Origin of the sequence: Pseudoalteromonas sp. NEC-BIFX-2020_002 (genome assembly GCF_013002825.1) — a bacterium.
Taxonomy (GTDB): domain Bacteria; phylum Pseudomonadota; class Gammaproteobacteria; order Enterobacterales; family Alteromonadaceae; genus Pseudoalteromonas; species Pseudoalteromonas neustonica.
The window spans coordinates 124,375-150,407 of sequence record NZ_JABEPJ010000009.1; the positions used below are offsets into that span (position 1 = coordinate 124,375).

At 40.1% G+C, this 26,033-nt stretch carries 23 protein-coding genes; 12 read left to right on the forward strand and 11 right to left on the reverse strand.

Annotation, left to right across the window (positions count from 1 at the left end; all coding sequences use genetic code 11):
- Nucleotides 1-58 precede the first annotated feature (58 nt).
- Nucleotides 59-1,432: an oxygen-independent coproporphyrinogen III oxidase gene (gene hemN, locus HJP15_RS11890; protein ID WP_054204903.1), complete on the forward strand. Its 1,374-nt coding sequence runs from the start codon at nucleotides 59-61 to the stop codon at nucleotides 1,430-1,432.
- 65 nt (nucleotides 1,433-1,497) lie between these two features.
- Here hemN and HJP15_RS11895 read toward each other — a convergent pair whose 3' ends face one another.
- The 3 genes from HJP15_RS11895 to HJP15_RS11905 all read right to left on the reverse strand — a co-directional run bounded on the left by HJP15_RS11895 (nucleotide 1,498) and on the right by HJP15_RS11905 (nucleotide 3,984).
- Complete coding sequence (locus HJP15_RS11895; RefSeq protein WP_054204904.1) at nucleotides 1,498-2,010, reverse strand: DUF2489 domain-containing protein; 513 nt, start codon at nucleotides 2,008-2,010, stop codon at nucleotides 1,498-1,500.
- Complete coding sequence (gene yihI / locus HJP15_RS11900; RefSeq protein WP_054204905.1) at nucleotides 2,010-2,597, reverse strand: Der GTPase-activating protein YihI; 588 nt, start codon at nucleotides 2,595-2,597, stop codon at nucleotides 2,010-2,012. Before yihI ends, HJP15_RS11895 begins: the two co-directional genes overlap by 1 nt.
- A gap of 754 nt (nucleotides 2,598-3,351) precedes the next feature.
- A complete protein-coding gene (locus tag HJP15_RS11905) occupies nucleotides 3,352-3,984 on the reverse strand; it encodes a c-type cytochrome (RefSeq protein ID WP_054204906.1) in 633 nt (210 codons plus the stop codon).
- Between the two features lie 280 nt (nucleotides 3,985-4,264).
- On the opposite strand from HJP15_RS11905, the gene yihA reads away from it, so the two are divergent.
- A complete protein-coding gene (yihA, locus tag HJP15_RS11910) occupies nucleotides 4,265-4,930 on the forward strand; it encodes a ribosome biogenesis GTP-binding protein YihA/YsxC (protein WP_054204907.1) in 666 nt (221 codons plus the stop codon).
- Between the two features lie 19 nt (nucleotides 4,931-4,949).
- Here the strand turns inward: yihA and HJP15_RS11915 are convergent, their stop codons facing one another.
- Together HJP15_RS11915 and HJP15_RS11920 are read right to left on the reverse strand one after the other, a co-directional pair.
- The gene (locus HJP15_RS11915) at nucleotides 4,950-5,474 is read right to left on the reverse strand and encodes a DUF1285 domain-containing protein (RefSeq protein ID WP_170173862.1); all 525 of its coding nucleotides are present in this window, start codon (nucleotides 5,472-5,474) and stop codon (nucleotides 4,950-4,952) included.
- On the reverse strand, nucleotides 5,471-6,055 hold the full coding sequence (locus HJP15_RS11920; RefSeq protein WP_054204909.1) for a YceI family protein: 585 nt from the start codon (nucleotides 6,053-6,055) through the stop codon (nucleotides 5,471-5,473). The genes HJP15_RS11915 and HJP15_RS11920 overlap by 4 nt, the downstream gene beginning before the upstream one ends.
- Nucleotides 6,056-6,499: 444 nt before the next feature.
- Here HJP15_RS11920 and HJP15_RS11925 point away from each other — a divergent pair, with 444 nt between their 5' ends.
- Both HJP15_RS11925 and HJP15_RS11930 read left to right on the forward strand, forming a co-directional pair.
- Entirely contained in the window at nucleotides 6,500-7,420 is a 921-nt protein-coding gene (locus HJP15_RS11925; RefSeq protein ID WP_054204910.1) for a lipase family alpha/beta hydrolase, read from the forward strand.
- Nucleotides 7,421-7,423: 3 nt separating this feature from the next.
- Nucleotides 7,424-8,230, forward strand: a complete 807-nt coding sequence (locus HJP15_RS11930) for a lipase secretion chaperone (RefSeq protein WP_170173863.1) — start codon at nucleotides 7,424-7,426, stop codon at nucleotides 8,228-8,230.
- A 59-nt stretch (nucleotides 8,231-8,289) separates the two neighbouring features.
- On the opposite strand, the gene polA is transcribed toward HJP15_RS11930, so the two are convergent.
- On the reverse strand, nucleotides 8,290-11,025 hold the full coding sequence (gene polA, locus HJP15_RS11935) for a DNA polymerase I (RefSeq protein WP_170173864.1): 2,736 nt from the start codon (nucleotides 11,023-11,025) through the stop codon (nucleotides 8,290-8,292).
- 807 nt (nucleotides 11,026-11,832) lie between these two features.
- Here polA and elbB point away from each other — a divergent pair.
- The 3 genes from elbB to HJP15_RS11950 all read left to right on the forward strand — a co-directional run bounded on the left by elbB (nucleotide 11,833) and on the right by HJP15_RS11950 (nucleotide 16,203).
- Nucleotides 11,833-12,483, forward strand: a complete 651-nt coding sequence (gene elbB / locus HJP15_RS11940) for an isoprenoid biosynthesis glyoxalase ElbB (protein ID WP_054455775.1) — start codon at nucleotides 11,833-11,835, stop codon at nucleotides 12,481-12,483.
- 553 nt (nucleotides 12,484-13,036) lie between these two features.
- The gene (locus tag HJP15_RS11945; protein ID WP_054204914.1) at nucleotides 13,037-13,426 is read left to right on the forward strand and encodes a c-type cytochrome; all 390 of its coding nucleotides are present in this window, start codon (nucleotides 13,037-13,039) and stop codon (nucleotides 13,424-13,426) included.
- Nucleotides 13,427-13,623: 197 nt separating this feature from the next.
- The gene (locus HJP15_RS11950) at nucleotides 13,624-16,203 is read left to right on the forward strand and encodes a diguanylate cyclase domain-containing protein (protein ID WP_170173865.1); all 2,580 of its coding nucleotides are present in this window, start codon (nucleotides 13,624-13,626) and stop codon (nucleotides 16,201-16,203) included.
- Nucleotides 16,204-16,232: 29 nt separating this feature from the next.
- Here the strand turns inward: HJP15_RS11950 and rep are convergent, their stop codons facing one another.
- Complete coding sequence (gene rep / locus HJP15_RS11955; protein WP_170173883.1) at nucleotides 16,233-18,251, reverse strand: DNA helicase Rep; 2,019 nt, start codon at nucleotides 18,249-18,251, stop codon at nucleotides 16,233-16,235.
- A gap of 113 nt (nucleotides 18,252-18,364) precedes the next feature.
- On the opposite strand from rep, the gene ubiK reads away from it, so the two are divergent.
- From ubiK to HJP15_RS11980, 5 genes are all read left to right on the forward strand, one after another.
- A complete protein-coding gene (ubiK, locus tag HJP15_RS11960; RefSeq protein ID WP_054455777.1) occupies nucleotides 18,365-18,640 on the forward strand; it encodes a ubiquinone biosynthesis accessory factor UbiK in 276 nt (91 codons plus the stop codon).
- 113 nt (nucleotides 18,641-18,753) lie between these two features.
- Nucleotides 18,754-18,960, forward strand: a complete 207-nt coding sequence (locus tag HJP15_RS11965) for a ParD-like family protein (RefSeq protein WP_170173866.1) — start codon at nucleotides 18,754-18,756, stop codon at nucleotides 18,958-18,960.
- Nucleotides 18,953-19,741, forward strand: coding sequence for a type I methionyl aminopeptidase (map, locus tag HJP15_RS11970; protein WP_054204918.1), 789 nt, complete (start codon nucleotides 18,953-18,955; stop codon nucleotides 19,739-19,741). The genes HJP15_RS11965 and map overlap by 8 nt, the downstream gene beginning before the upstream one ends.
- An 8-nt stretch (nucleotides 19,742-19,749) precedes the next feature.
- Entirely contained in the window at nucleotides 19,750-20,553 is an 804-nt protein-coding gene (locus tag HJP15_RS11975; protein ID WP_170173867.1) for a helix-turn-helix domain-containing protein, read from the forward strand.
- A 90-nt stretch (nucleotides 20,554-20,643) separates the two neighbouring features.
- Nucleotides 20,644-21,099 carry a carboxymuconolactone decarboxylase family protein gene (locus HJP15_RS11980; protein WP_054204920.1) on the forward strand — a complete coding sequence of 152 codons (456 nt, stop codon included), beginning with the start codon at nucleotides 20,644-20,646 and terminating at the stop codon, nucleotides 21,097-21,099.
- 56 nt (nucleotides 21,100-21,155) lie between these two features.
- Here HJP15_RS11980 and can read toward each other — a convergent pair whose 3' ends face one another.
- From can to ilvA, 4 genes are all read right to left on the reverse strand, one after another.
- The gene (can, locus tag HJP15_RS11985; RefSeq protein ID WP_054204921.1) at nucleotides 21,156-21,809 is read right to left on the reverse strand and encodes a carbonate dehydratase; all 654 of its coding nucleotides are present in this window, start codon (nucleotides 21,807-21,809) and stop codon (nucleotides 21,156-21,158) included.
- Nucleotides 21,810-21,820: 11 nt separating this feature from the next.
- Nucleotides 21,821-23,005 carry a methyltransferase gene (locus tag HJP15_RS11990; protein WP_054455779.1) on the reverse strand — a complete coding sequence of 395 codons (1,185 nt, stop codon included), beginning with the start codon at nucleotides 23,003-23,005 and terminating at the stop codon, nucleotides 21,821-21,823.
- Nucleotides 23,006-23,038: 33 nt separating this feature from the next.
- Nucleotides 23,039-24,088, reverse strand: coding sequence for an ABC transporter substrate-binding protein (locus HJP15_RS11995; RefSeq protein WP_082355724.1), 1,050 nt, complete (start codon nucleotides 24,086-24,088; stop codon nucleotides 23,039-23,041).
- Nucleotides 24,089-24,481: 393 nt separating this feature from the next.
- Nucleotides 24,482-26,032, reverse strand: a complete 1,551-nt coding sequence (gene ilvA / locus HJP15_RS12000; protein ID WP_054455781.1) for a threonine ammonia-lyase, biosynthetic — start codon at nucleotides 26,030-26,032, stop codon at nucleotides 24,482-24,484.
- Nucleotide 26,033: the final 1 nt, after the last annotated feature.

Genomic DNA, 26,033 nt, shown 5'->3' on the forward strand with positions numbered 1-26,033 from the left:
AATACTGACATTACACAGCTTTTTTATAATTGTTAAAACAATCGTAAAGGTGCGCGTGATGATTAATTTACCCAAGTGGGATCAAAGCTTAATAAATAAATACAATGTGTCTGGACCAAGGTACACCTCCTACCCCACAGCATTGTCGTTTGATGATGGCTACCAACAGCAAGATTTGCTCCGTGCAATTAATTCATCCAATAATCGCAGCTTATCTTTATATATTCATATCCCGTTTTGTAGCCAGCTTTGCTATTACTGTGGTTGTAACAAAGTGATTACCCGCCATCAATCAAAAGCTGATCTGTATCTTGATTACCTTGAAAAAGAAATCATTGCGCAAGCACCGTTATTTGAACAATATCATGTTGAACAGCTACATTTAGGGGGTGGCACACCCACTTTTTTAACCGCCGAACAAATGAGTCGCTTAATCTCGTTATTAAACCAACACTTTAAATTTACAGCCAATGCTGAGCGTGGTATTGAAATAGATCCACGATCACTAGCTGATGGTATGCTCAGCCACTTACGCACACTTGGTTTTAATCGCGTGTCGTTTGGAATTCAAGATTTTAATGATGCAGTACAGCTTGCAGTCAATCGCCCACAAAGTGCCGATGATGTGAAAGGCTTGATTAGTGAAGCCCGCAAGCTTGGCTTTACATCAATTAACGCTGATATGATTTATGGCTTACCTTTGCAAACGCCTCAGAGCTTTAAAGAAACGATAGATCAGCTTATTGCCCTTAGTCCTGATCGTGTCTCTGTATTTAATTATGCACATTTACCCGATCGCTTTGCCGCGCAGCGCAAAATTAAAGATGCCGATCTACCTAACGCGCACGATAAACTTACCATGTTTAAAAATACCTTAGAGCAAATGAGCGATGCTGGTTATCAATTTATAGGGATGGATCACTTTGCTAAAACCACAAATGAATTAGCCGTCGCGCAAAATAGTCAACAATTACATCGTAACTTTCAAGGCTATACCACCCATGGAAACTGTGATTTACTGGGGTTAGGCGTATCGTCTATTTCACAAATCGGCACTGCCATTTTACAGAACCAAAAAGAGTTGAAGCATTATTACTACGCCCTAGATCATCAACTTGGCTGTGCAATAACTAAAGGAATGCAACTGGACAGCGATGACGTGATACGCGCAACTGTCATCAAACAACTTATTTGTCACTTTGAACTCAATATGCAAAGCATTGCTGATCTATATCAACTCGACTTTGAGCACTACTTTGAAAGCTCGCTCAAAGCTCTAGAGCCACTAATTGCCGACGGTATGGTAGCTATTGACGGCAAACGTATTATTGTCACCGCTCGTGGTAATTTGTTTATTCGTATAATTTGTATGTGCTTTGATGCTCATTTGCAAAAACAAATAAACGCGACGCGATTCTCACGAGTAATTTAGCCTAAATGGTCAAAACAAAAAAGCAGACCTAGGTCTGCTTTTTCAATTTAGCTATTGTGAACAAGTTAGTTAAAAACGACATTCTCGCTGCCCGGAGCAGCTTTGAAATCTTCAATGATTTTCTCACAGTCAGCTTTAATCGCATCAGCGTTACTTTCTTCAGCACGCCAGCGTGCACTATCTAGCTTAAATATTTCTTTCTTTGAATACTTTTTACGCGCATCATGAGTCGGCATTTCTTTAACCACTTCATACATCGCAAAAATACCAGGATAACGCATAGTAAGGTCATCATCATGTTCAAAGCTATATTGCGACATCAACACCCAAATACGTAAACAGCCTTCAGAGAACTCACACTGCTCTTGATGCATTGCTCGAGCAATCAAATGAATACTATCTGCAAGCTTAGCATTGCGCTCTAAACGAGATTTAGCAAGCTTTGCTTGCTGCTTAGCCTGCTCTTTAGCTATGAGCTTCTTTTGCGCACTCACCTTATACAGCAATTGCCCTGCATAAAATGCCAACCCTGCGATGATCACAGCGCCCACACACAGAGCTAAGATCATCACATTCATTATTTATCGTCCTCATCATCTAGCCATTCATTGGCTAAATCATTAGATAAATAATTATCAAAGTCACTGTTACTTTCTTCGATGAAATCTTCATCATCAAAGTCATCCCCGTCTTCATCTTCTATACCAAGCAATTCACATAACTCTTGATGACGGTCGATACGACTGTTGAAGTATTTTGCATCTTTACCTGTTAATAGAGTACCGCTTTCATGTATCTCAACTAGTTTTAACAAACGCTCATCATTTTCTAGCGCTTCCAGTTCTTGCTCTGGCGTAAACTCTGGCTGCACAACTTTTTTCAACTCAACTTGTGGCTTTAAGTTACGCTTTAATTCAATGACAGGCTCTGGTGCAACAGCAACTAAAGATATTGGCTTTTTACTACCAACACGCTTATCTTTATTATGCTGATTACTTTTTGTATCAGGCTTTAAAGCTTCAATCGAATTACGTGAACCTGACTTAGCGCCTTTGGTTTTTTTAACACGTTGTTCTTTCAGTGCACGCATTTCTTTAAGCTTATCTTGGCTTAAACGAACAGGGCCATTTGATGGGCTTTTACGTGATTTTTTCGTTCTACTCATATCTTGATCATCTCACTTAAGAGGTTTTGAGCAACACTCATTTAGCGTTGCGATGCTGGCCTTGCCAGAAGAATTTGGTTTGTGCGGATTGAGGTTGGGTAACTCGACTACTAGCGCACTTTATACTTTTAAGTATAAACGGTTGCCATTGTAACAGGACAAATAAAAAGGCGGTAGAGAAAACATCTCTACCGCCTGCTAATCTGAGCGCCATTTAACTGGACACTTCTCCCTTCGACTTTTTAGTCTTTATTTTTATTGTTATTATTGTTGTTCCATTTTTTTATTATATTTACCTTCCGTGTGGCATTCCATTTTATTATTATTTTTTAACTTCCATGACTTTTTATTATTATCGGTCTTCATTGACACTTTTTTAGTATTTCCTTTGAGAACATCAACCGATGTTTTAACCCCAGTATTATCGCCGTACTACTTTCCGTATAGTTAAATCCATATTGTTTTTATTGTTTCAGCGACAGGGGTTAATTTACGCATTAATAAATTTGTTACAACTAATTTATATAATATTTATTGCACCGCTCAAATTGCAACATGACGAAAACATTAAATTACAATAGGTTACTTCAATAAGTGAAATTAAAATAAGACTTAGCTTACAACGCAGTATGGTCAATGTCTCACAGGCGAGTAGGTTATATCGGCAAATTCTGGACACAAAAAAAGCAGCGAATGCTGCTTTTTATCATTAGTATAGAGCTTAGTACTAAAAACCAAGCTATTCCATACTACTTTAGTGTAGACCACCTAAGTACTTAGAAAGTACTTCGATATCTTTATCTGTTAGTTTTTGAGCAATATCTTTCATCATTCCATTTAAATCATTTTCACGTGAGCCATCACGGAATTTCTCAAGCTGTGCTTTGATATATTCTGGATGTTGGAAAGAAATTTTTGGAAACTTAGCTAATGAAGAACCATTGCCGCGTGGACCATGACATGATGCACACGATGGAATACCACGTTCAGCATCTCCAGCTTTAAAAAGCATTGCGCCAACTTCAACTACATCTTTAGGTGTTTCACCTTCAGACATGTTTAATGACGAAAAATAAGCTGATAAGTCTTTCATGTCTTGATCGCTTAATGGCATTGCCATTGCGCTCATAACAGGATCCATTCGGCCGCTTTTGCCACCCGAAGTCATACCAAGTTTAAATTCGGTAAGTTGCTTGTATATGTAATCTGCGTGTTGGCCTGCAATTTTCGGGTAGATATTAATCGGTGCATTACCGTCTGGGCCGTGACAAGCCGCACACGTTGCTGATTTTTCTTTACCTGCGTTTACATCGCCATCAAATGCTGTTGCGTTGCTTGCTGACAACGCACCAAGCAATATAGTTAAAGATAGTGCTATTTTTTTCATGGTGAATTCTCTGTTCCGACCCTGTATCATCTACAATATGGATGTTGTGATATGTATATTCTACACGATAATAAATTCTCTGGCACGTTTTCTACTCACATTAAACTTATAAATTATAGGGTTTTGACCTAGATTAAGCTTTAGTTGCATAGTTTTACTCAATTTTAAGCCCTTTTGAAGACCTAAAGACGCTTTTTAATACGGCTGTAATAGTATAAAATACGCGCCTTGAGTAAAATTAGTTTACTCTTCTTCTTTATTTATGTACTTAGGAAAGCCTGTGCTCAAATCTCGTATCAAATATAACACTGCGTCGTTCGTTACCAGCGCTCCAGACATCACTAAATTACCTGCTGATACGGGAATTGAAGTTGCATTTGCTGGTCGCTCCAACGCAGGTAAATCGAGTGCGCTAAATGCACTAACAGATCAAAAACTAGCACGTACCAGTAAAACGCCTGGTCGTACACAGCTGATCAATACATTTGAGCTTGCTGATGTTGATGATATGCGTTTAATCGATTTACCTGGTTATGGTTTTGCTAAAGTACCAATCGAAATGAAAAAGAAGTGGCAGAAATCATTAGGTGAGTATCTGCAAAAACGCCAAAGCTTAAAAGGTATCGTGATTTTAATGGATATTCGCCACCCATTAAAAGATTTAGACCGTGATTTAATTAACTGGGCTATTGGCAGTGAAATTCCTGTGTTAGCGCTTTTAACAAAGGCTGATAAGCTAAAACAAGGTGCACGTAAAGCACAAGTATTGCAAGTTCGCCGTGAACTTAGCACACTTGATGGTGATATCACTGTGCATGCCTTTTCATCATTAAAAGGCACAGGCTTACCTGAAGTTGCTAAAAAATTAGATGAATGGTTCTTAGGGCCTATTATCGCTATCCCGCCACAAGAACCAGAACAAACACCTGAATCAGATGCGAGTTAAACTCAGCTTAGTTAAACAACTACACATTTAAATAAAAACGCTGCCCTGCAGATTGAATGAAATAGCCTTGCTCATCAGCTTGTGCTATTTCTTCAGCCCACTGATAAAATACACTTCTCGCTATTCGTGCACTACATCCATTTGGTAATTGTAAATAAGGTATGTCATCGCCTTGATAGTTTTGCATTACCAATGGTAAATCAGCACTGACCAACCACGTTCTTTCTATGTTGTCACGACAACACAGTACTGTGCCTTGCGCTGTCTGCTCCATGTGCCATGCAATAATATTAAAAGGCGCATCAATAACTGTAATTGCGATTTTCTCAACGGGTGTTTTTAAGTAAAACTGACCTTGCTCTTTACATAATACGCTAGCAAATAGCTTAACCATTGCACTGCGTGTTATCTCGCTACCTGCATAATGCCATTTGCCTTGCGCATCAATAACAATGGGCAGCTCCCCACAATGAGCCGGTTGCCAACTATCAAACGGCTTGCTTGGCTGACTCAATTGGGCAGCCAACTCTTTGAGTGAGATCACTGTTTTTTAAGTGTTAGTGTAAACGTGACGGGTACTGCGGTTGCTATAGAGGGTAATCCAGCTAACTTTTGTAACTGTGTAATGCCTTCAGTCACACTAAAGTCAGCGGCATTAATAATCACAGGTGTAAACGAACTTACCGTCATATCGCCGTTTTCTAATACTGTCACTAATACATCAATGTTCAATGTTTTTGTTTGACCATGAAAATTCAGCTCTGCTTTTTTTCCTTCAAGAAGGTGCAAACCTGGCTTTAGTATTTTTACTACGCTTGATAAATCGGCGCTAAGTGTCGCAGCAGGAAATTTAGCAACCTCAAAAAGCAACTTACTCATGCGCTCGTTACGAATAGGAATAAGCGTTTCAACTGAATTAAGGTCTATTTCTAATTTAAATTGACCTTGCTCCAAAAGCTCACCCGTTAATGCCTTAAAGTGATGCGCCTCAGCAATTGAATTACTTTTAATTGATACAAAACTAACTTTACTATGCTCGTTATCAAGCTGCCAATCTGCATGCGCAAAGCTGGCTGAAAATAAACTAGTGAGTGATAAACCAATAATCGCAAATGACTTAATCATGACGCAACTCTTTAATAATGAAAATGAGTCTTAATAGTATCACTTGCATTATTAAGTGCAATCAACGTCTTGATAATTAACATCTAAATAACAAAAAAACGGCCCCGCAAATTAATGCGGGGCCGGCATAGCAAACTGGGGAGAAGCTATCAATACGTTGCACCCTTTCGAGTGCATCATCAACAGGATGTCCTACAGGATGAGGACGGCGCGGACTTTACCAAACTAGTTCACATAAATAAACTAAATACACAGACGAATTGAAAGAATTGATAAACATATAACTAATCCTACAAATTATATTTTAATTTAACTTAAAATTAACATTGATAAAGCGGTGATAATTTGCTCTATTAGCAATAATAGAATAAAAGCTCCACACCATTTTACTGCCCAGTGCAATTTAATAGTGTGATTATAAAACACACACAAAGAGTACTCTTGATGAAAAAAATAATCGTTCTATCTATTTGTAGCTTATTGTTTATTTTTAGCTCTGCAGCAAGTGCAGGTTATACCCAAACTAAATACCCCCTCGTGTTAGCACATGGGATTATGGGTTTTGATGATGTATTAGGGATTGATTACTTCTATCGTCTACCAACAAATTTAAGTAAAGATGGCGCACGCGTTTATGTCACTTCGGTTTCCTCTGTAAATAGTTCTGAGCAACGAGGTGAACAATTATTGCTGCAAGTCGAGCAAATAATGGCATTAACAGGGGCGAGTAAAGTTAATTTAATTGGCCATAGTCAAGGGGCTCAGAGTATTCGTTATGTAGCATCTATTCGCCCAGACATTGTAGCTTCAGCAACCAGCGTTGGAGGCGTTAACTTTGGTAGCCCTGTTGCAGACGTTGTTCGTCAAGGTCTTACCCCCGGCTCAAAGCTTGAGGGAGTAGCCAAAACAGCATTCAATGCTTTTGGCGGGTTAATAGCCTTACTTTCAGGTAATAGTGGTTTGCCACAAAATGCGGTGGGTGCACTTGAGAGCTTAACCACTGAAGGTGCACTCGCGTTTAATCTAAAATACCCTGAGGGTTTGCCTGCATCACAATGCGAACAAGGCCCTATGCAAGCAAGTAATGGGGTTTACTATTTTTCATGGAGTGGAACGCGTACACTTACTAATATTTTTGACCCGTCAGATGCCGCATTAGCAATCACATCACTCCTTATCCCTGGGGACGATGATGGGTTAGTATCTCGTTGTAGCAGCCACCTTGGTTATGTTTTGAAGGACAACTACAAAATGAACCACCTTGATGAAGTAAATCAGATGATTGGCTTTCATCATATTTTTGAAACTGACCCATTAACGGTTTACCGCCAACATGCGAACCGTTTAAAAAGAATGGGCTTATAGAGTATGTCTCGCTCATATCGAATAGGACTTGTGGTAATCACCACAGTCCTTGTTGTTAGTTACTTTCTCTACCCCGCTGACAAACGGGCCTCCTTGCCAGCTGTAACAATACCCACAGCGGTTGACGACATATTTGAACACGTTATTTTAGCTGAGCAAGAACGCGAGCATTTTAATATTGAACAAACACAACACGCCTGCACGCAAATAGTACAATGTAAAAAACATGCGGCTTTATTTACACGTTACTTAAGCTTTAAGCAGGAACTTGCTCAGTTGCAATATACGCTGATTGCGCTACCACTGTCAGAGCAATTAAAAACAATGATCGCTTTTCAAAGCCGCTTTTTTAGCGACGATGAAATCGCTTTACTATTCGATGACGACAACCAATGGCAACGCTATACGATTGCTAAGCTTGAAATTAACGAAGATGAAACAATAAGCGATGAGTTAAAACAACAGCTACTAGTGAATCTTGAAAGTGCATTACCTGAACGCCTTACTCAAGCACTAAAACCCAGCAAACAGTTACAGGCATTGAATAATGAATTTGAAAAGGCACTCATCAATTCCGATTACAACCAACTGGCGAGCGAGTTTGGTGATGCGAGCGCAACACGTTTAATCGCATTGCAGCAACAGCGAGAACAATGGCAAGTATTGAGTAAGCAATTAATCTCTCAAATAAATTTATTAAATGAGCAATATGATAAAGAACAAGCCAAACAAAAAATTACGGCTTTACTTGATGAGCATTTAACACCTAACCAAAAGCGACGATTTTTGGCAATTTATCCTCGTACATAAAAAACGCGGCTCTAGCCGCGTTTTTTCACTCTGTAAACTCCTCAGAGCTTGTTTATCTATTAATGTGCTTGCTCCCAGTTGTCACCAACATCGGCTTCAACAATTAATGGCACATCTAGCTTCGCAGCTTCTGACATTAATCTACAAATTTCTACCGTGTATTTTTCAGCACATTCTGTTTTGATTTCAAATACTAATTCATCGTGTACTTGCATCAATAACTTCACTGTATTGGGTGCTTGCTCATGCACCCATTTGTGAACTGTCAGCATAGCTTTTTTAATGATGTCTGCCGCAGTGCCTTGCATTGGCGCATTAATCGCTGCGCGTTCAGCACCTTTACGACGAGCACCGTTGCGAGCATTAATTTCAGGTAAATGTAAGCGACGACCAAAAATGGTTTCAACATAGCCATTTTTAGCGGCTTTTTCTCGCGTTGATTCCATGTACTCTAATACCCCCGGGAAACGCTCAAAATATTTGTCGATATAGTGCTGTGCTTCATGGCGTGGCACATCAAGTTGACGTGCTAAACCAAAGGCTGACATACCATAAATCAAACCAAAGTTTACCGCTTTCGCTTTACGGCGCATATCTGTGGTTACATCATCTAAGTCAACACCAAACACTTCAGCCGCAGTTGCACTGTGTACATCTAAGCCTTGTGCGAACGCATTCAATAAGCCTTTATCTTGCGATAAATGCGCCATTATACGTAATTCAATTTGACTGTAATCGGCAGCGACAATTTTATAACCCTCAGCGGCTATAAATGCTTCACGAATACGACGCCCTTCTTCTGAGCGAATTGGAATATTCTGTAAATTTGGATCCGTCGAGCTTAAACGCCCTGTTGCTGTCACTGCTTGATGATACGAGGTATGCACGCGGTTAGTCTGCGCATTGACCATTAGCGGTAGTTTGTCAGTGTAGGTCGATTTAAGCTTAGATAAACCACGGTGCTCAATAATAACTTTAGGCAACGGATAATCATGCGCTAATTCTTGCAGCACTTCTTCAGCGGTTGATGGGGCACCTTTTGGCGTTTTCTTAATAACTGGCAGCTCAAGCTTTTCAAACAATAATACTTGTAACTGCTTAGGTGAACTTAAATTAAATGGTTCGCCTGCTATTTCATGCGCTTCTTTTTCAAGCTCAATAAGTCGCTCACCTAAACGCTGGCTATGCGCTGCTAGCATCTTGCTATCAATCGCTACGCCGGTGCGTTCTATATCTGAAATAACACTAATTAATGGTAATTCAATTTCTTCGAATACTGATTTAAGCTTATCGTCGGCTTCAATTTTAGGCCAAAGTACTTGGTGCAATCGTAGGGTTATATCCGCATCTTCTGCTGCATACGGTGCGGCTTTTTCAAGTTCAATTTGGTTAAACGTTAGCTGTTTTTTGCCTTTACCTGCAATATCTTCAAAGCTGATATTCTTATGACCTAAATATTTTAATGCTAAAGAGTCCATATCGTGGCGTGTGCCTACACTGTTAAACACGTATGACTCAAGCATGGTATCGAACTTAATCCCTTTTAGTTCAAAACCAGCATTCGCTAATACGCTTTTATCGTATTTAAGGTTTTGCCCTACTTTGGCTTTATTTTCATCTGCTAAAATTGGCCCAATCTTCGCCATCACAGTCTCTAAACTTAATTGCTGCGGTGCGCCGGGGTAATCGTGGGCAACGGGTAAATAAACCGCTTCACCAGCCTTTATGGCAAAGCTCATGCCGACTAACTGCGCTTGCATGTAATCTAAGCTGGTTGTTTCAGTATCAAAAGCAAATAATTCAGCAGCATTTAATTGCTCAACTAACGTATCAAGCTGTGTTTCAGTAAGGATTGTTTCATAGTGAGCGTCTACCACTTGCGGCAATTCACTCACTTCACTTGGCACGGCTAAATGAGTCTCAGCATCTTTTGGATTGTCGAGTAACTCAGCCAACCAGCGGCGGAATTCACATTCACCATATAAAGCAATCAACGCATCACGATCAGGCTCTTGTAGCTTGAACGTATCTAGATCTGATTCAACCTCAACATCACACTTTATTGTCGCAAGTTCATAACTCAATGGTAAATGAGGTACGGCTGCTGCCAGCTTTTCACCTATTTTACCTTTGATCTCACTCACATGATCTAATACACCTTGTAATGATCCATATTTTTGTAGCCACTTAACCGCTGTTTTTGGTCCACACCCATCTACACCTGGTATGTTATCAACCTTATCACCCATCAAAGCTAAATAATCAATGATCAATTCAGGGCCAACACCGAACTTTTCAACCACAGTGACGGGATCTGAAATGCTATCAGTCATCGTATTGATCAAAGTAACATGCTCATTAACAAGCTGAGCCATGTCTTTATCACCCGTTGACACTAATACGTGACGTTTTTGCTCAGAAGCAATACGTGCAAACGTACCAATCACATCATCGGCTTCAACACCTTCAATGCTGATCAACGGAAAGCCCATCGCTCTAATAATATCGTGTAGTGGCGCTATCTGAGTGCGTAAATCATCCGGCATAGGCGGGCGATTGGCTTTATATTCACTGTACATATCGTTACGGAAGGTTTTACCTTTGGCATCAAAAATCACCACCATATGACTTGGATCATACTGCTTGATCAGACTTTTCATCATATTAACTACGCCATAAATAGCGCCAGTAGCTTCGCCTTTAGAGTTTGTTAAGTGTGGCGGAGAATGATAAGCACGAAATAAATACGATGAACCATCAACTAAAATAAGTGGGTTTTCGGGGATCTGAGCCATGGTGTAATTGGATCCTAAATGAGATAAAAACTAAATAATTACAAGCATGCCATAAGGCAGTACAGAAAACGACTGTGAATTAGTTACGCAAGTAATCATTAAAAGAGTAAGTTGTGGATAACTATGTAGATAACAACCACGGAAAATTCTTCCAAAGTAGTAAAAACGACTTAGAAAAAATGTAAGTTATTGTTTTATTTAAAAAGATAATACGATGTTCTTTTTTATTATTTTATTAGCTGAATGTGGAAAAAATTTTTAAGTCTTTGTTCATTCAATCTAGTTTCTCGATTATTTTAAAGCTTCTAAATAACCGGACGAGTATTCTACCACAATGGATCAAAGATCATAGCGATCCTTTATAATTTTTTCCTATTAGCAAACTTAAAAAAAAGTATATAGCGTGCTTTTACTCCGCTTAAAGTTAATTTTAAAAGTAAAATTATTTTAAATTAACTTTCTAAGATCATCAGTGATCTTATAGAAATCACGACTACGATTAGTTAACTTGCGCTTTGGACTAGGGCGTGTGGTTGTTCCCCCATAAATAGACGATAACGCATTATAAATGCCATACATGCGCTGCCCAAAGGGTTCTTCCTAGGGGCGATTAACTCTTTGTTGCCTACACCGATGTAAGTAAGGGCGTGAGCAGGACGCGGAAGCTTTGCTCGGTTTTTACTTATTCTCACAGGATGTGAGCCAGTAGAATAACGCAGGAACAGTTATCGAGCCCGCTCGATTCCGAAGCTCAAGTTAGTTGACCATGCTAAACTGATACGACTAAAACTAAAGGAGAGTAAAGGCATGAAAAAGATAGCTGTAATTTTAGCTGGTTGTGGTGTTTATGACGGCGCAGAAATCAACGAAGCTGTATTAACTTTATTACATATAGCTAAAGCAGGCGCTAGTTATCAATGTTTTGCTCCTGATATTGATCAATTGCACACCATTAATCACCTCAATGGTGAAGAAATGCAACCTAACCGTAATGTGTTAGTGGAAGCCGCACGTATTGCTCGCGGTGATATAAAAGCTCTCACAGAGCTCACTGCAAATGACTTTGATGGCTTAATTATTCCTGGTGGTTTTGGTGCAGCAAAAAACCTATGTGATTTTGCTATAAAAGGATCTGATGCACAGGTGAATCCTCAGATGTTACGTGCTTGCCAAGCCTTTGCTAATGCAAATAAGCCAGCAGGCTATATGTGCATCGCCCCTGCAATGATCCCATTGATTTATAATACTGGCGTAAAAGCAACAATTGGTAATGATGCTAATACAGCACACGCCATGCAAAAATTAGGTGCTCAGCACGTTGATTGCGCAGTAAGTGACATCGTAATTGATGAACAGTACAAACTCGTGAGCACCCCTGCTTACATGTTAGCGCAATCGATTCTAGAAGCAGATGCTGGAATTGAAAAGCTAGTTGGCGCAGTATTACGCATGAGCTAGCAACCATACCCGAGCCACCTCAAGATACAGAATTCAGCGTTTCACAGGGGCTTAATATCAAGGCGTTATTTTGCAACAATGGCAGTCCCTTTTAAGAAGTAACAACGATGAGAGTAAGTACCTTTAAAACACCCGGTTGGTTGTTTTTAAAGAGATTTATACTGCGTTACTTTTATAAAAGATTGATTTTAACAATAGAACGACTATTACTTGCAACCAATACCTTGCCTAAATCGCTTTAAATTCCAACGACGCTCGCATCTTGAGGTGGTTTGGGTATAATAATTAGAATAACTTAGCCAGTTAGACGTTTAGCGTGGTTAAGTTATTCCACTATAAACTTCATCATGCCTAACGTGCCTAAAATACCAGCCAAGTCCCTTAAACCGACAAGTTCCATTGTGTCATTTCTTGCGCTAACGCAAAAAATATTGTTTTTTCATAATAAAAATCCATCGTAGCGTTTTATAAATGGTGGCTAAGCGTTATAATCGTTCTAAATTCCGTCATCTATCGTGATTGATCACGTTCAAATCGAAGTGAGCAAGGCAAAATGAAAAAACTATCAGCTGCATTATTATTGCTAACAACTACCGCATACGCACAGCCATATGATAACTCTATGACTGAAGATGCAATCAAAAAACGTATCGCACCTATTGGTGCCGTTTACTTTGAAGGCGCTAAAGCAGCAGTTGCTGATGTGCCTACTGGCCCTCGTACTGGCGAGCAAGTTTACCAAGCATCATGTTTTGCATGTCACGGTACAGGTGCATTAGGTGCACCTAAATCTGCTGACGATTGGACGCCTCGCTTAGCTAAAGGTGCTGACACACTTTTAGAACATGCTATTAATGGCTTTAATGCAATGCCTCCTAGAGGCACGTGTATGGACTGCTCTGATGATGAGATTCAAGCAGCTATTACGTTCATGACTAAATAGCAATACTTAATTACTTAGACTAAATTATGAAAGGCTGATTTTTATCAGCCTTTTTTATTGCTGAAGTATAAAAACAAAGTCTTATATCATTATTTTTCATTATCTCTTTCTAATACTATTATCTACTTGACGATTAAGCTAAAAAATGAAAATATAAGAATAATAAATATACAATAATAACAATCGGTCCAACGTTAGTGGAAGATAAAGCAGCTTTACTGCAAAAACTAGAGCACAAGAATGCACGTTTAAATGCACTAGTACAGAAGTACAAGCAATCACATCACTTGCAAAATGCCCTGATACAATTATCAGAGCAAGCCAGTACTGTTGCCGAATTAAGCCTGCTCTACCCCGCCATACATAACATTTTGCAAGATTACGTACCAAGTAAAAGCTTTTATGTTGTTCTACTAAATCAATTTACCAATACACTTGAGCTGTCTTATTTTGCAGATGAAAAAGATGGTATTTCGGTGCCTCTTCATCAAGACCATAATTTTAGCTATGGGGTTACCGGTTATGTATTTAAATGCGGAAAAACCATCTACTATCAAGGTGATGAAATGCAGGTTGCTGCTGATAAAGGTTTATTCCGCGTGCTTGGTACGCCCGCGGAACATTGGGTTGGTGTGCCCGTCTACCGAGAGCAAAGCATAATTGGTGTATTAGTTGCGCAGAGTTACGATAAGCAACAAAGCTATAGCGAACAACAGATAGAGCTACTTGAAGTAATGTCGCTATATCTATCAACAGCAATCGAGCGGGTTAAAAAACGGGAACTACTCGAGTCAGAAGTAAAAATTAGAACGCGCGCACTCACTCAAAGTAACGAAGCACTTAACTTAGAAGTAGAGCAGCATAAAAAAACCCTAGAACGCCAGCATATTTTGTTTAAAATCTCAGAGCTTGCAACACAGAGTAAACACATAGAAGAAGTGTACCAACAAGTACATGAAATAATAAAATCAATTACTTATGCTGATAACTTATATATAGCCTTGCATGACCGAGAGTCTGGTTGGCTGAGCTTCCCCTATTGCATTGATGAGTTTAATCACAATACCCAACCTCGCCCCTTTGCTAAGGGTTACAGCGAATTAGTGATCAGCACTGAACAAACGCAGTTAATTGATGATAAGCGAGCAAACATTCTCATTGATTCTGGTATAATTGAACGACCAACCCAAGTACCTGAATCACAGACTGCCACAAGCTGGCTCGGCGCTCCACTGAAAACAGCACAAGGTGTTATTGGTCTTATTGTTTGCCAAGCCTATAGTAACAAACATAACTTTAGCCAAGATGACTTTGAACTAATTACATTTGTTTCGCATCAAATAGCGACCGTATTACAGGCTCATTTAGCTAACCAAGCATTAAAAGAAAGCCATCAAGATCTTGAACTTCGCGTTGCAAAAAAAACAAAAGAAATCAGCCAAACAAATATGCATTTGCATATGCAAATCGAAGAGCGTAAAAAAATAGAACAACAATTGTACCATGACGCTCATCATGATCCTCTTACAGGACTACCAAATCGTAGTTTGTTTTTAACCCAGTTAGAAAAAACATTACAGCATTATCAGCGCTACCCTGAGCAAGAGTTTGCAGTACTGTTTATTGATTTGGATAAATTTAAAGACATAAATGATCAACTCGGCCATCAGGCTGGAGATCAATTTTTAATCGGTGTTGGTGAGTCATTCTCCCAATGTATACGCGAACACGATTTATTAGCGCGATTAGGAGGCGATGAATTTGTTATCTTATTAACGCATTTAACCTGTCGTCAGCAAGCTGAAGACATTGCTAAAAGATTGATTAAAATAATGAAAAAACCATTTTGTATGAAAGGAATTTGCGTACAAAGTGGTGCAAGTATAGGCATTACATATTCAAAAAAGAATTATAAACATACCGATGAAATTATTAGAGATGCCGATGCCGCGATGTATTACGCAAAAAATGCAGGTCGTAGCCGTTTTGAATTTTATCATCCTCTGCTGAGTGTTAATGCAGCTTCAAGTCGTCATGTGTTTGAATCAAGCCACCATTTAGACTCACTCCCGATGAATTTTCGCAGCTCTGAAATTGTTACCCTTAGTGAACAATATCAGTCAGAAACATTACTTGAAGCATTTGGAGAGCATCCTGTACTTGGCAGTACCAGTTTTGACATACTCAAGAAATTTGCAGCTGATAAAGCGCAACAATTAGAGGTTGAGTTACAACTACTGCGTAATGCATGCGAGCAAGCTAAATCGGCACAATTAGCGATGATTTTATTTCCCTGCTCAGGACTACTACTAGAAAAAACGGAATTTAGGGCCTTATGCCAATCACTTAAAAACTTGAATATTAAAAACCATATTTGCCTGTTATTTAACGAACAAGAAATTCGTTATGCATCGGCGGTTCAAGTAAGTAACCTAAAAACTTTAAGCGAACAAGGATATTCAATTGGCTTAAATGACTTTGCCAAAGACCGTTGCGAGCTAAATTTATTGACCGAGTTACAGTTTGATTATTTATTGCTTAGCTCTACTTTTAGTAAACGTGTTTTGCAGCAAGAAAGCTATGATTTACAGCTGCAAGGCGTGTTAGCAATTACGAAAATAAAACAAATAAAAGTCATTGCAAAGGGCCCTTCAATTCTTAATTTTAGAGCCCTACTCGATACCCATGGATTATCACTTTTTGTTGGGAAACAACATGCGATAAACATTCCCCTTATAAAAAATGCTCCACTCAATAACGAACAGATACTTAATTAGCCCAGCCCTGGATAAACATACCCAAACCACTACTCTGGCTTTTTAAGCATCGCTCTTAAATTTGCAACACGAGCTTGGCCTTTTTCCATCCGCTGAGCTTGGGTATTTGGTGCCTTTCGATTCTCAAACTCTAAATCATCTTGCGGTAGTTCTTGTATAAATCGACTCAACTCGGTTTGTGATGTTTCGCCAAATTGACGACGAATTTTTGCATAGGTCATGGTCAACTCCTGTTGAGCACGGGTAATACCTACGTACGCCAAACGGCGCTCTTCATCTACATTATCCTCGTCAATACTTACTTGGTGCGGCAGTAATCCTTCTTCCATACCGACCATAAACACGTAAGGATACTCTAAACCCTTTGATGCATGTAACGTTGATAACTGCACGGCATCGGCTTCGTCTTCTTCCTCATTACGCTCTAGCATATCGCGTAAAGTTAACTTACTCACAACTTCAGCAAGCGTTAAAGGTTGATTATCAGCATCGCCGGTTAACATATCGGTGATCCAACGATATAATTCAGAGACGTTTTTCATACGCATTTCAGCCGCTTTTGCACTTGGAGATGACTCGTACAAATAGGCTTCGTAATTTATTTGTCTCACTAAATCTTTTACTGCTTCTAACGTATCGCCACGTACTGCATTATCTGAAAGCTCAACAACCCAACGAGCAAATCCTGCCAGCGAGTTCAAACCTCGTCCCTTTAAACGGTAACCCAAGTCATTATCAAAACAAGTAGCAAATAAGCTCGCATGCTTTTCATTGGCCAAAGTGCCCAGTTTTTCAAGCGTCACTGTACCAATTTCACGTCGCGGGGTATTTACGATACGTAAAAATGCGTTATCGTCATCTTGATTAACCAATAAGCGTAGGTACGCCATAATATCTTTAATTTCTGAACGTGAGAAAAACGACATACCGCCACTAATTTTATACGGTATGCGGTTACTCATGAGTGATTTTTCAAAACCACGCGCCTGATGATTACCACGGTATAAAATAGCGTAATCTTTGTAACTGGTGCGCTTCATAAATTTATGCGAGATAATTTCTGCAACAACGCGCTCTGATTCGTGCTCTTCATCACGACAACCAATTACTTTTAACGGCTCACCATTTTCTAAATCACTAAACAGCTTTTTCTCAAATTCATGAGGATTATTGGCAATCAGAATATTAGCCGCTTTTAAAACGCGCTTCACACTACGATAATTTTGCTCTAACTTGATTAACCTTAAACCTGGGTAATCCTTGCTAAGGAGTACTAAGTTTTGTGGCCGAGCGCCACGCCAAGAATAAATAGATTGATCATCATCACCTACCACTGTAAAACGCGCACGCTCACCAACTAACAGCTTAACTAATTGATATTGGCTGGTGTTAGTATCTTGATATTCATCCACTAACAGGTAACGAAACCGTTGCTGCCAGCGCTCACGCGACGTTGCATTATTGGTAAGCAGCAACGTTGGGATCATAATCAAATCATCAAAATCCAGCGCGTTGTAAGCACGTAGCTGAATTTGATAACGCGCATACAACTGTGAAAATAACGCTTTTTGTGGATCTCGCGCTTCGCGAATGGCTTGCTCTGGTAGAATTAATTCGTTCTTCCAGCTACCTATTTGCATTTTTAATAAGTTGAGTAAATCTTTGTCTTTTTTGAGCTCTTCTTCGGTTAAATCAGCAATCAGCTGGCTGGTATCTTGATCATCAAACAGCGAAAAACCTGGTTTAAATCCCAGTGTTGTGAGCTCTTTTTTAATGATTTCAAGCCCTAGGGTATGAAACGTAGAAACCCACAAGCCTTTAGACTCTTTTTTACCTAAGGTTTGAAAAACGCGCTCACGCATCTCTTTTGCCGCTTTATTGGTAAAGGTTACCGCTGCAATATTACGTGCTTGATACTCACATTTTTGTACTAAGTAAGCGATTTTATTAGTAATTACACGGGTTTTCCCTGAGCCAGCCCCTGCCAGCACTAGGCATGGACCACTAATATATTTTACCGCTTCATCTTGTTTAGGATTGAGTTTCATATCGACCAAAGAGATTGCATTAAAGACAGCCAATTTTAACGTAATCACTACAATACGCCTAGCCAATAAGGTAATATTGGTCATTATCATTTACGCGAGAGTAAGGGACAGACATGATCAACCCAGCAAAACTTGAAGAAATTGCCAAGCAAATTTCTAACAACATGCCACAAGGTGTTAAAAACCTTGCCGATACGTTTGAAGCAAAAACCAAACAAGCTATTCAAAATAAGCTTGCTGAGATGGACTTTGTCAGCCGCGAAGAATTTGATGTGCAAAGCCAAGTACTTATTCGCACCCGTGAAAAGCTAACCGAGCTTGAAGCCAAAGTTGCCTTATTAGAGCAGCAACTCACTAGCAGCAATGACAACACTGACTCGCAAGTATAATAACGCCCAAAATTATTTTTTCAGGCAGCTTCGGCTGCCTGATTTGTTTTAGCTCTTGCATTTACATCCTTGCCTATATACGATGTGTATACGTTTTATATATTGGCAAGCGCATGGGCATTGTAAAAATCAGCGATCAACTCCACGAAGAAATTCGTAAAGCTAGTACCACTATGGTGCGTTCAATTAACTCTCAATCTGAATACTGGATAAAAATTGGCATGTTGGCCGAGCTTAATCCAACCATGACCTACGCCGAAATTATCAAACAACAACTCGCACATGCCAATGTAACAGTGGGAGAACATTTACATGAGTGAGATAATTATTAAAACGCCCGCACAAATTGCACTGATGCGAGAGTCTGGTCGTTTGCTCGCTCGGGTCTTTGCTTATTTAGACGAGCAGGTAAAAATCGGCATCACAACGATGGAAATAAATGATTTAGTCGAGCGCTATATTGTTGATGAACTCGCCGCTCGCCCTGCCAGTAAAGGTCAATACGATTACCCTTATGTACTAAATAGTTCTGTAAATGAAGTTGTATGCCATGGTTTTCCTGACGCTAAACGAGCATTAAAGTCGGGTGATATTGTTAATCTAGATATTACTCTTGAAAAAAATGGGTATATCGCTGATTCCAGTAAAATGTATATGCTTGGTGAAGTCTCACCGCTAGCGCAACGCTTAGTTGAGAAAACCTATGAGGCAATGTGGCAAGGGATCAAACTTGTTAAGCCTGGAATAAGGTTAGGCGATATTGGCAACGCCATTGCTAACTTTGCCCACACTAATGGTTACAGTGTTGTTCGTGAATACTGCGGCCATGGCATTGGTGAGCAAATGCATGAAGAACCGCAAGTTTTGCATTACGGAAAACGCAACACCGGGGTAGAACTAAAAGAAGGGATGACCTTCACTATTGAGCCAATGATCAATCAAGGTGCCGCAAAGGTAAAAACCAAACCAGATGGCTGGACTGTGATCACCCGAGACAAGAAACTCTCTGCACAATGGGAACATACTATTGTTGTCACTGCTGATGGCTATGAAGTGCTAACCTTGCGAGAAGAAGAGCTCACCAACGATTGTGTAGACTAAGCTAAACAATGCCCACTTTATTGGTAAATAATCAACTGTCTCACCTGAGCTTTGAAAAATTCTCGCCCGATCAACGCTTAGCTGATTGGGTGCAGTGTTATTGGAAAATTGGTGCTTCGGGCGCGCAAACAGCGCAATTTTTTGACGAAAAACTCTACCCAGATGCAGGGGCGAGCTTAACCATTGATTTTAGCCATGATACGCCGATCGTTAGTTTCACGTTCAATCGCCATACTCTTGCAAAAACCTTTTCTAATCACGATAGTCTATTAAGTATTCGCTTTGCTCCTACAGGCGCTTACCACCTACTCGGAATAGCATTGCATGACTTAGCTGAAGAGAGTTACTTGCTAGGCTATGACTTTACCCCTCGTTGGTATAGCAGTTTAATCGCATGCGTTGAAAAAATGCACAACAGCCCACTTACCAGCCAATTATACCTACTCGAACAATGGCTGCTCAACCAAGCTATTAGCAATAAACTTGCTAAAAGCAGCACGCTGCAGGTGATACAAAAGCTAATCCAGCATAAGAACTCTGCCACCGATATAAGCAAAGAGTTAGGATTAACACGGCGAACGTTAGAGCGGCGCTTAAAAAAAGAAGCAGGCGTGAGCCCCGGCCAATTGCAGCAATTTTATCGGCTCAAAACTGCGCGAGCATTACTAAGTAATAGTCACGCCTCAGTAACTGATATTGCATTACAGTGTGGTTATTATGATCATGCACATTTCACTCATTCGTTTCTCAATTTCACCTTTGAAACACCACAGCAATATCGCAAACGTAAAATATTAAGCATTCTCACCTAAACTACCCCACAATGTCGCAAAACTACAAGGCAGCAAACACATAATTACTTAATGTATAACCTCAATAACAATTCACTATTGAGGAAAAACATGGCTAATCGTCTATCCCAACAAGCACTATATACACTGATCCCACGCATTCCCAAGCACCTTATAGAACTAGGTAACGTTGATTTTTCAAAAAATAATGCGCTCAATCAAACCATCATCCACTTAGTTAAAATACGGGTTTCGCAAATTAATCACTGTGCGTTTTGTCTAAATATGCACATTAATGAAGCCAGAAAAAACCATGAAACTCAAGCTCGGTTAGATATTTTAAGTGAATGGCAAGAAGTCGATGCCTTTACTGATGCAGAGAAAACCGCATTAGCATGGAGTGAAGCGTTAACCACTATTAGTCAGGCAACTATCACCGACGAAATCTACCAAAGCATAATCAACGCCTTTGGCGAACAAGGCATGCTAGAACTAACAACTGTTATTTTGGAGATCAATAGCTGGAATAGAATAGCAGTTAGCCTAGAGTTTAAACCTGATATTTAAATGCACATCAAACGATGGTTATACCCAAACATACTAAAACTATATTTGGGTATAAATTATAATGTACGCTTAAACACTTCGACTGAGGCATTTTGGTATTGGCTATTTACTTCATCCGCACATGTTACAACTGATCCTAAATCATGCAAATGACCATTAGCTAAACCATACACCCAACCATGAATCGTTAACTCTTGCCCCCGAGACCATGCTTCTTGCACAATATTAGTACGGCACACATTACGCACTTGCTCAATAACATTTAGCTCAATCAAACAATTTAAACGCTCTTGCTCGGGCATGTTATTTATTTGGCTAAGGAATTTTTCTTTAACATCACCAACATGACGCAACCAATTATCAATAAGGCCAAATTTTGCATCATTAAGCACCGCTTGTACGCCACCACAGCCATAATGACCAACAACCATAATATGTTTTACTTTGAGTACTTCAACAGCGTACTGCATAACAGATAAACAATTATGATCTGTATGTACTACTACATTTGCCACATTACGATGCACAAATAACTCACCCGGCATTAAGTCCACAATCTCGTTGGCAGGGACACGTGAATCAGAGCAACCTATCCATAAGTATTCTGGGTTTTGCTGCATTGATAGAATTTTAAAAAACTCAGGATCGTCTTTGCAAGTACGCTCGGCCCAGCGTTTATTATTCTCAAATAAATTTTTTAAATTTCTCATTGCATCTCTTTTTATGACGGTAAACTTGCTTGGATCAAGATATTACGTGGGGTTAATTGCTTTTCGCAAAATGTTGTCACGCTCACTTGATAACCCTGTTGCTGCAAATATAAAGCACGATCGAGCACAAGCCAAACCTCAATTGCTCTTCTAAATACATGTCGAACCAGTTCAATGCGATCAGTCACCTTTTTGCGCATTTTCCCCTTTAGTAAAAATGACTCGTAATCAATGTCTTGAGGTAACTCTAACGATTTTTTATCCGCCGCCCATGCACAAAATGCTTTAAATGAACCGGAGAAAATAGCTTTATGTACTGAAGGCACACTAACATAGCATTGTGAGCCTGTGAGAGATTTACGCAGTGCATCAAACCCTAAGCGCCATTCAACTTCTGTCTCACGTATTTTAGCCACCCGCGATGGTGCCGTAACCATTTCCTGTAGCGCTAATTTCAAATCACGATGGCATAGGCGCAGCTCGCTTTTTTTAGCCTCAACGCTCATGCCTTGATAAGTATCCTCTGTAAATAAGTGATAGCAACACGGTGAAAAGCTGATCTGCTGCGTTTTTGCAAGGCAGGCCTGATACATAAACGTTTGATGCAATCCGCCGCAGGCATGCAAAGCAACGGCATGCAGAGCTGGATAAAAATGCTTAGCAACGTTGTCTTTTAACACATCGGCCTGAGTAAATCGCATAGCCAGCCCTTGTTGTTGTGCACTTTTTTCACCTTGCTCACATAATGATTGCTGGAGTTCTATACTGTGCACATTAGAGGCTTTGTTAAATGCAAGCATTCGACCTAAATGCCCTTTCCCCGCACACCATTCTAAAATAGGTAACGCAGGCTGTGGTCGCTCAAGTGCACTGACAAAGTCTTGTAATTGTGTAAATTTACGCCCTTTAATACCATTACTTAGCCAAAAAGGATATTCATCACGATCTGTGTTTGCAGCCGTTAACTCACACAAAGAAGTAAGAGTATCCAAACCGGGTATATAGGGGCTAAAAAGTTGGTAGAGCGCATTCTGATCAGTATCAAGTTCAGCAACCTGTTCATCGCTTAATAAATCAAAAACTGGGACTAACTCAGGCCATGGTAATTCGTCAAAATCAAAAGCTGTACACTGCCAAAAATTACGGTGTGTTATTAATAGGTTATCAAGGGCTGTAAACTGCTCAGCAAGGGTCATATGATCATAAGCGGTGAAATGTGAATGTGTATATTATACGCTTTTTCTCAGCATCAGTCGTAAATAAAGCGGTATTGATAATAAAGTTAAAATAATTGCAGCGATCAACATCCAGGACATTTGTATTTCTTCAGGTCTATCATAAGAGTAGATAAACCCTTCTTTTGCGCTATTAAACACAGTCTGATCGAACTTATATAAGTCTGCGATCAATCGCCATTTAGCCATCGACATAGCGCCGAGATGAGTCCCAGGAGGTAAAATATAATCCTTTAAGACCTCAGCTTCATACGTTAATTCGCTAAGACTTTTATTAGGAGCGTAATGTTGTTGGATAACGGCAATTGACTCATCTAAATTCATCATCGCATAGCGCCACCCTTTTAAGCTCGCCTGATGAAAATTTTCCACTGTTTGTGGATGGTATAAAAGCATATTTTCGGTGGTATAAAGAATATCGCTGTAGACATTAATGCCATACTTTTGTGGGCAAATTAATCTATGTTCAACCCCCGCCTGGCGCATCAAAAATGGTTCGTTAGTTACATACACCTGCATCGCATCAAGTAATCCATCAAGCCAGTCTTGGCTCCCACCACTTCCTGAATAAACGGGGAGTTTTGAAGTGTTAATACCACTGCGCTCTAGCATTACCAGTAGTTCTGCACTTTCTTTACGACTAATACTGCTAATGCGTTTATTAGCAAAATCCCTAGGATGAAAAATTTCGGAGCTTCTTTTTACCATCCAACAATACGGTGAAAATTGTAATATCGCGGCCATAGCCACCAGCGGTTTGCCATCAATTCTATGCTGTAATATTCCTGAATGGCCAACCCCAAAGTGGGCTTGTCCACCCAGTACTTTACTAAAAGTATCCGGGTTATCTGGATCCGCGGGTAAGATAGTGACATTCAAGCCAGCATCTTTATAAAAGCCTTTTTCAGCAGCCATATAATAGCCGGCAAACTGAAATTGATGGAGCCACTTCAATTGCAGTGTAACATTTTTACTGGCAAAGCTTGCTGTACTGAACAACAAAGCAGCCACACTTAGTGTTAACAACCTTTTAAATGGCAACATGCAAACCTAGCTAGGCACTTTAATTATATAACTATAGATAACAGGCTTGATAAAACCAAAAAATATGTGCAATAAACAGTATCTCGCGTTAAATACTGTTTATTGCAAAGTGCTAGGGCGTGTTGACCTTTGTGGATTGAAATTTGTTCAATCTAGGGGCGATTTAATCGCGGCGCGAGGTTTGTAACCTAGCGGGCTAAGTAAAAATCGAGCAACAAAGAGTCAATTGCCCCTAGGAAGAACCCTTTGGGCAGCGCATGTTTGGCATTTATACTGCGCTATCGTCTATTTATGGGGAACAACCACACAACATAGGCTATACCTTGCCTAAATACCAAACATACTGCTGCAAAATCAATCACGAAAGCGCAGCACGCCCTAGGGCGTGTTGCGCTAGTGATTGGCAGCTTTTGCTGTATTAACTGAAGCCTGACTAGTCAAAAACTGAGTGAAACATGGATTGTGTGTTTCATCTTGTACACTGTAACCAAGACGGTTTAAGTGCTCGTTAAATATCTCATACTGACTTGGTTCAATTGCAAAACCAGCCAATACATTCCCCATAGAGCCACCATGGTTACGATAATGAAATAACGTAATATTCCAATTACAGCCCAAAGTATCTAAAAAGCGTGCCAATGCACCGGGATACTCAGGGAACTCAAAGCGCAGTAAACGCTCATGCATTTGCTCCGGTGCTTTACCGCCGACCATATAACGCACATGTAACTTTGCTAATTCATTATCTGATAAGTCGCAAAATTGGTAACCATTAGTTGCTAAATCACCCTTGAGTTCATCCAGCTCCTGCTGGCCTTGACGCAGTGCAATACCGACAAATATTTGCGCTTCGCCCGGGCCTGCATAACGGTAATTAAACTCTGTAATGGCACGCCCCCCCAATGAAGCGCAAAACTGCTTAAAGCTGCCTTTTTCTTCATTGATAGTAACGGCTAATAACGCTTCATTTTTTTCTCCAAGCGCCGTGCGTTCAGCAACATAACGTAAGCGATCAAAGTTCAAATTAGCGCCAGACAATATAGCCGCTAAATGCAGGCCTTTATACCCCGTTTGTTGGCACCACTTTTTTAGCCCCGCTGTGGCTAATGCCCCAGAAGGCTCTGCAATAGCTCTGGTTGATACGAAAATATCCTGCATCGCTGCACATATTTCATCGCCAGTTACTGTTACCACCTCATCACAAAATTTTTGCGCTAGACGAAAGGTTTCTTTACCTATAATCTTTACTGCTACGCCGTCTGCAAAGCTACCAACGCGCTCAAGCTCAACGGGCTCGCCAGCTTTAAGTGCCGCTTGCAAACACGCACTCTCGTCGGCCTCTACGCCAATAACCTTAATATCAGGACGTAATGACTTAATATAAACGGCCATACCTGCGAGCAATCCGCCACCGCCAACAGGAATAAACACCGCATCTAATTCATTAAGTTGCTGCATTAATTCTCGCGCTACTGTGCCTTGTCCAACAATAACATCAGGATCATCAAATGGAGGGACAAACACGCCATTTCGTTGTTCAGTTAATTCCAGTGCGTGTGCTTTTGCAGCATCAAAGTGATGACCATGTAATATCACTTCACCGCCAAGTGCGCGCACTGCATTAACTTTTATTTCAGGTGTAGTAAGCGGCATTACAATGGTCGCTTGATGGCCCAAATGTGACGCACTGAGCGCCACACCTTGAGCATGATTACCCGCAGAAGCGGTAATAACTACCGAGCCTTTTGGTAACTTTACTAGTTTGTTATACGCGCCGCGCAATTTAAACGAATAAACCGGTTGCTGATCTTCGCGCTTTAACCACACTTGATTACCAAGGCGAGTACTAAGCTCAGCCATGTCACTTACATCAGTGACCTTAGCCAGTGGCTCCATATTCGCTTGGATTATAGCGCGAAAATAATCGAGCTCTTGAGAAACCATA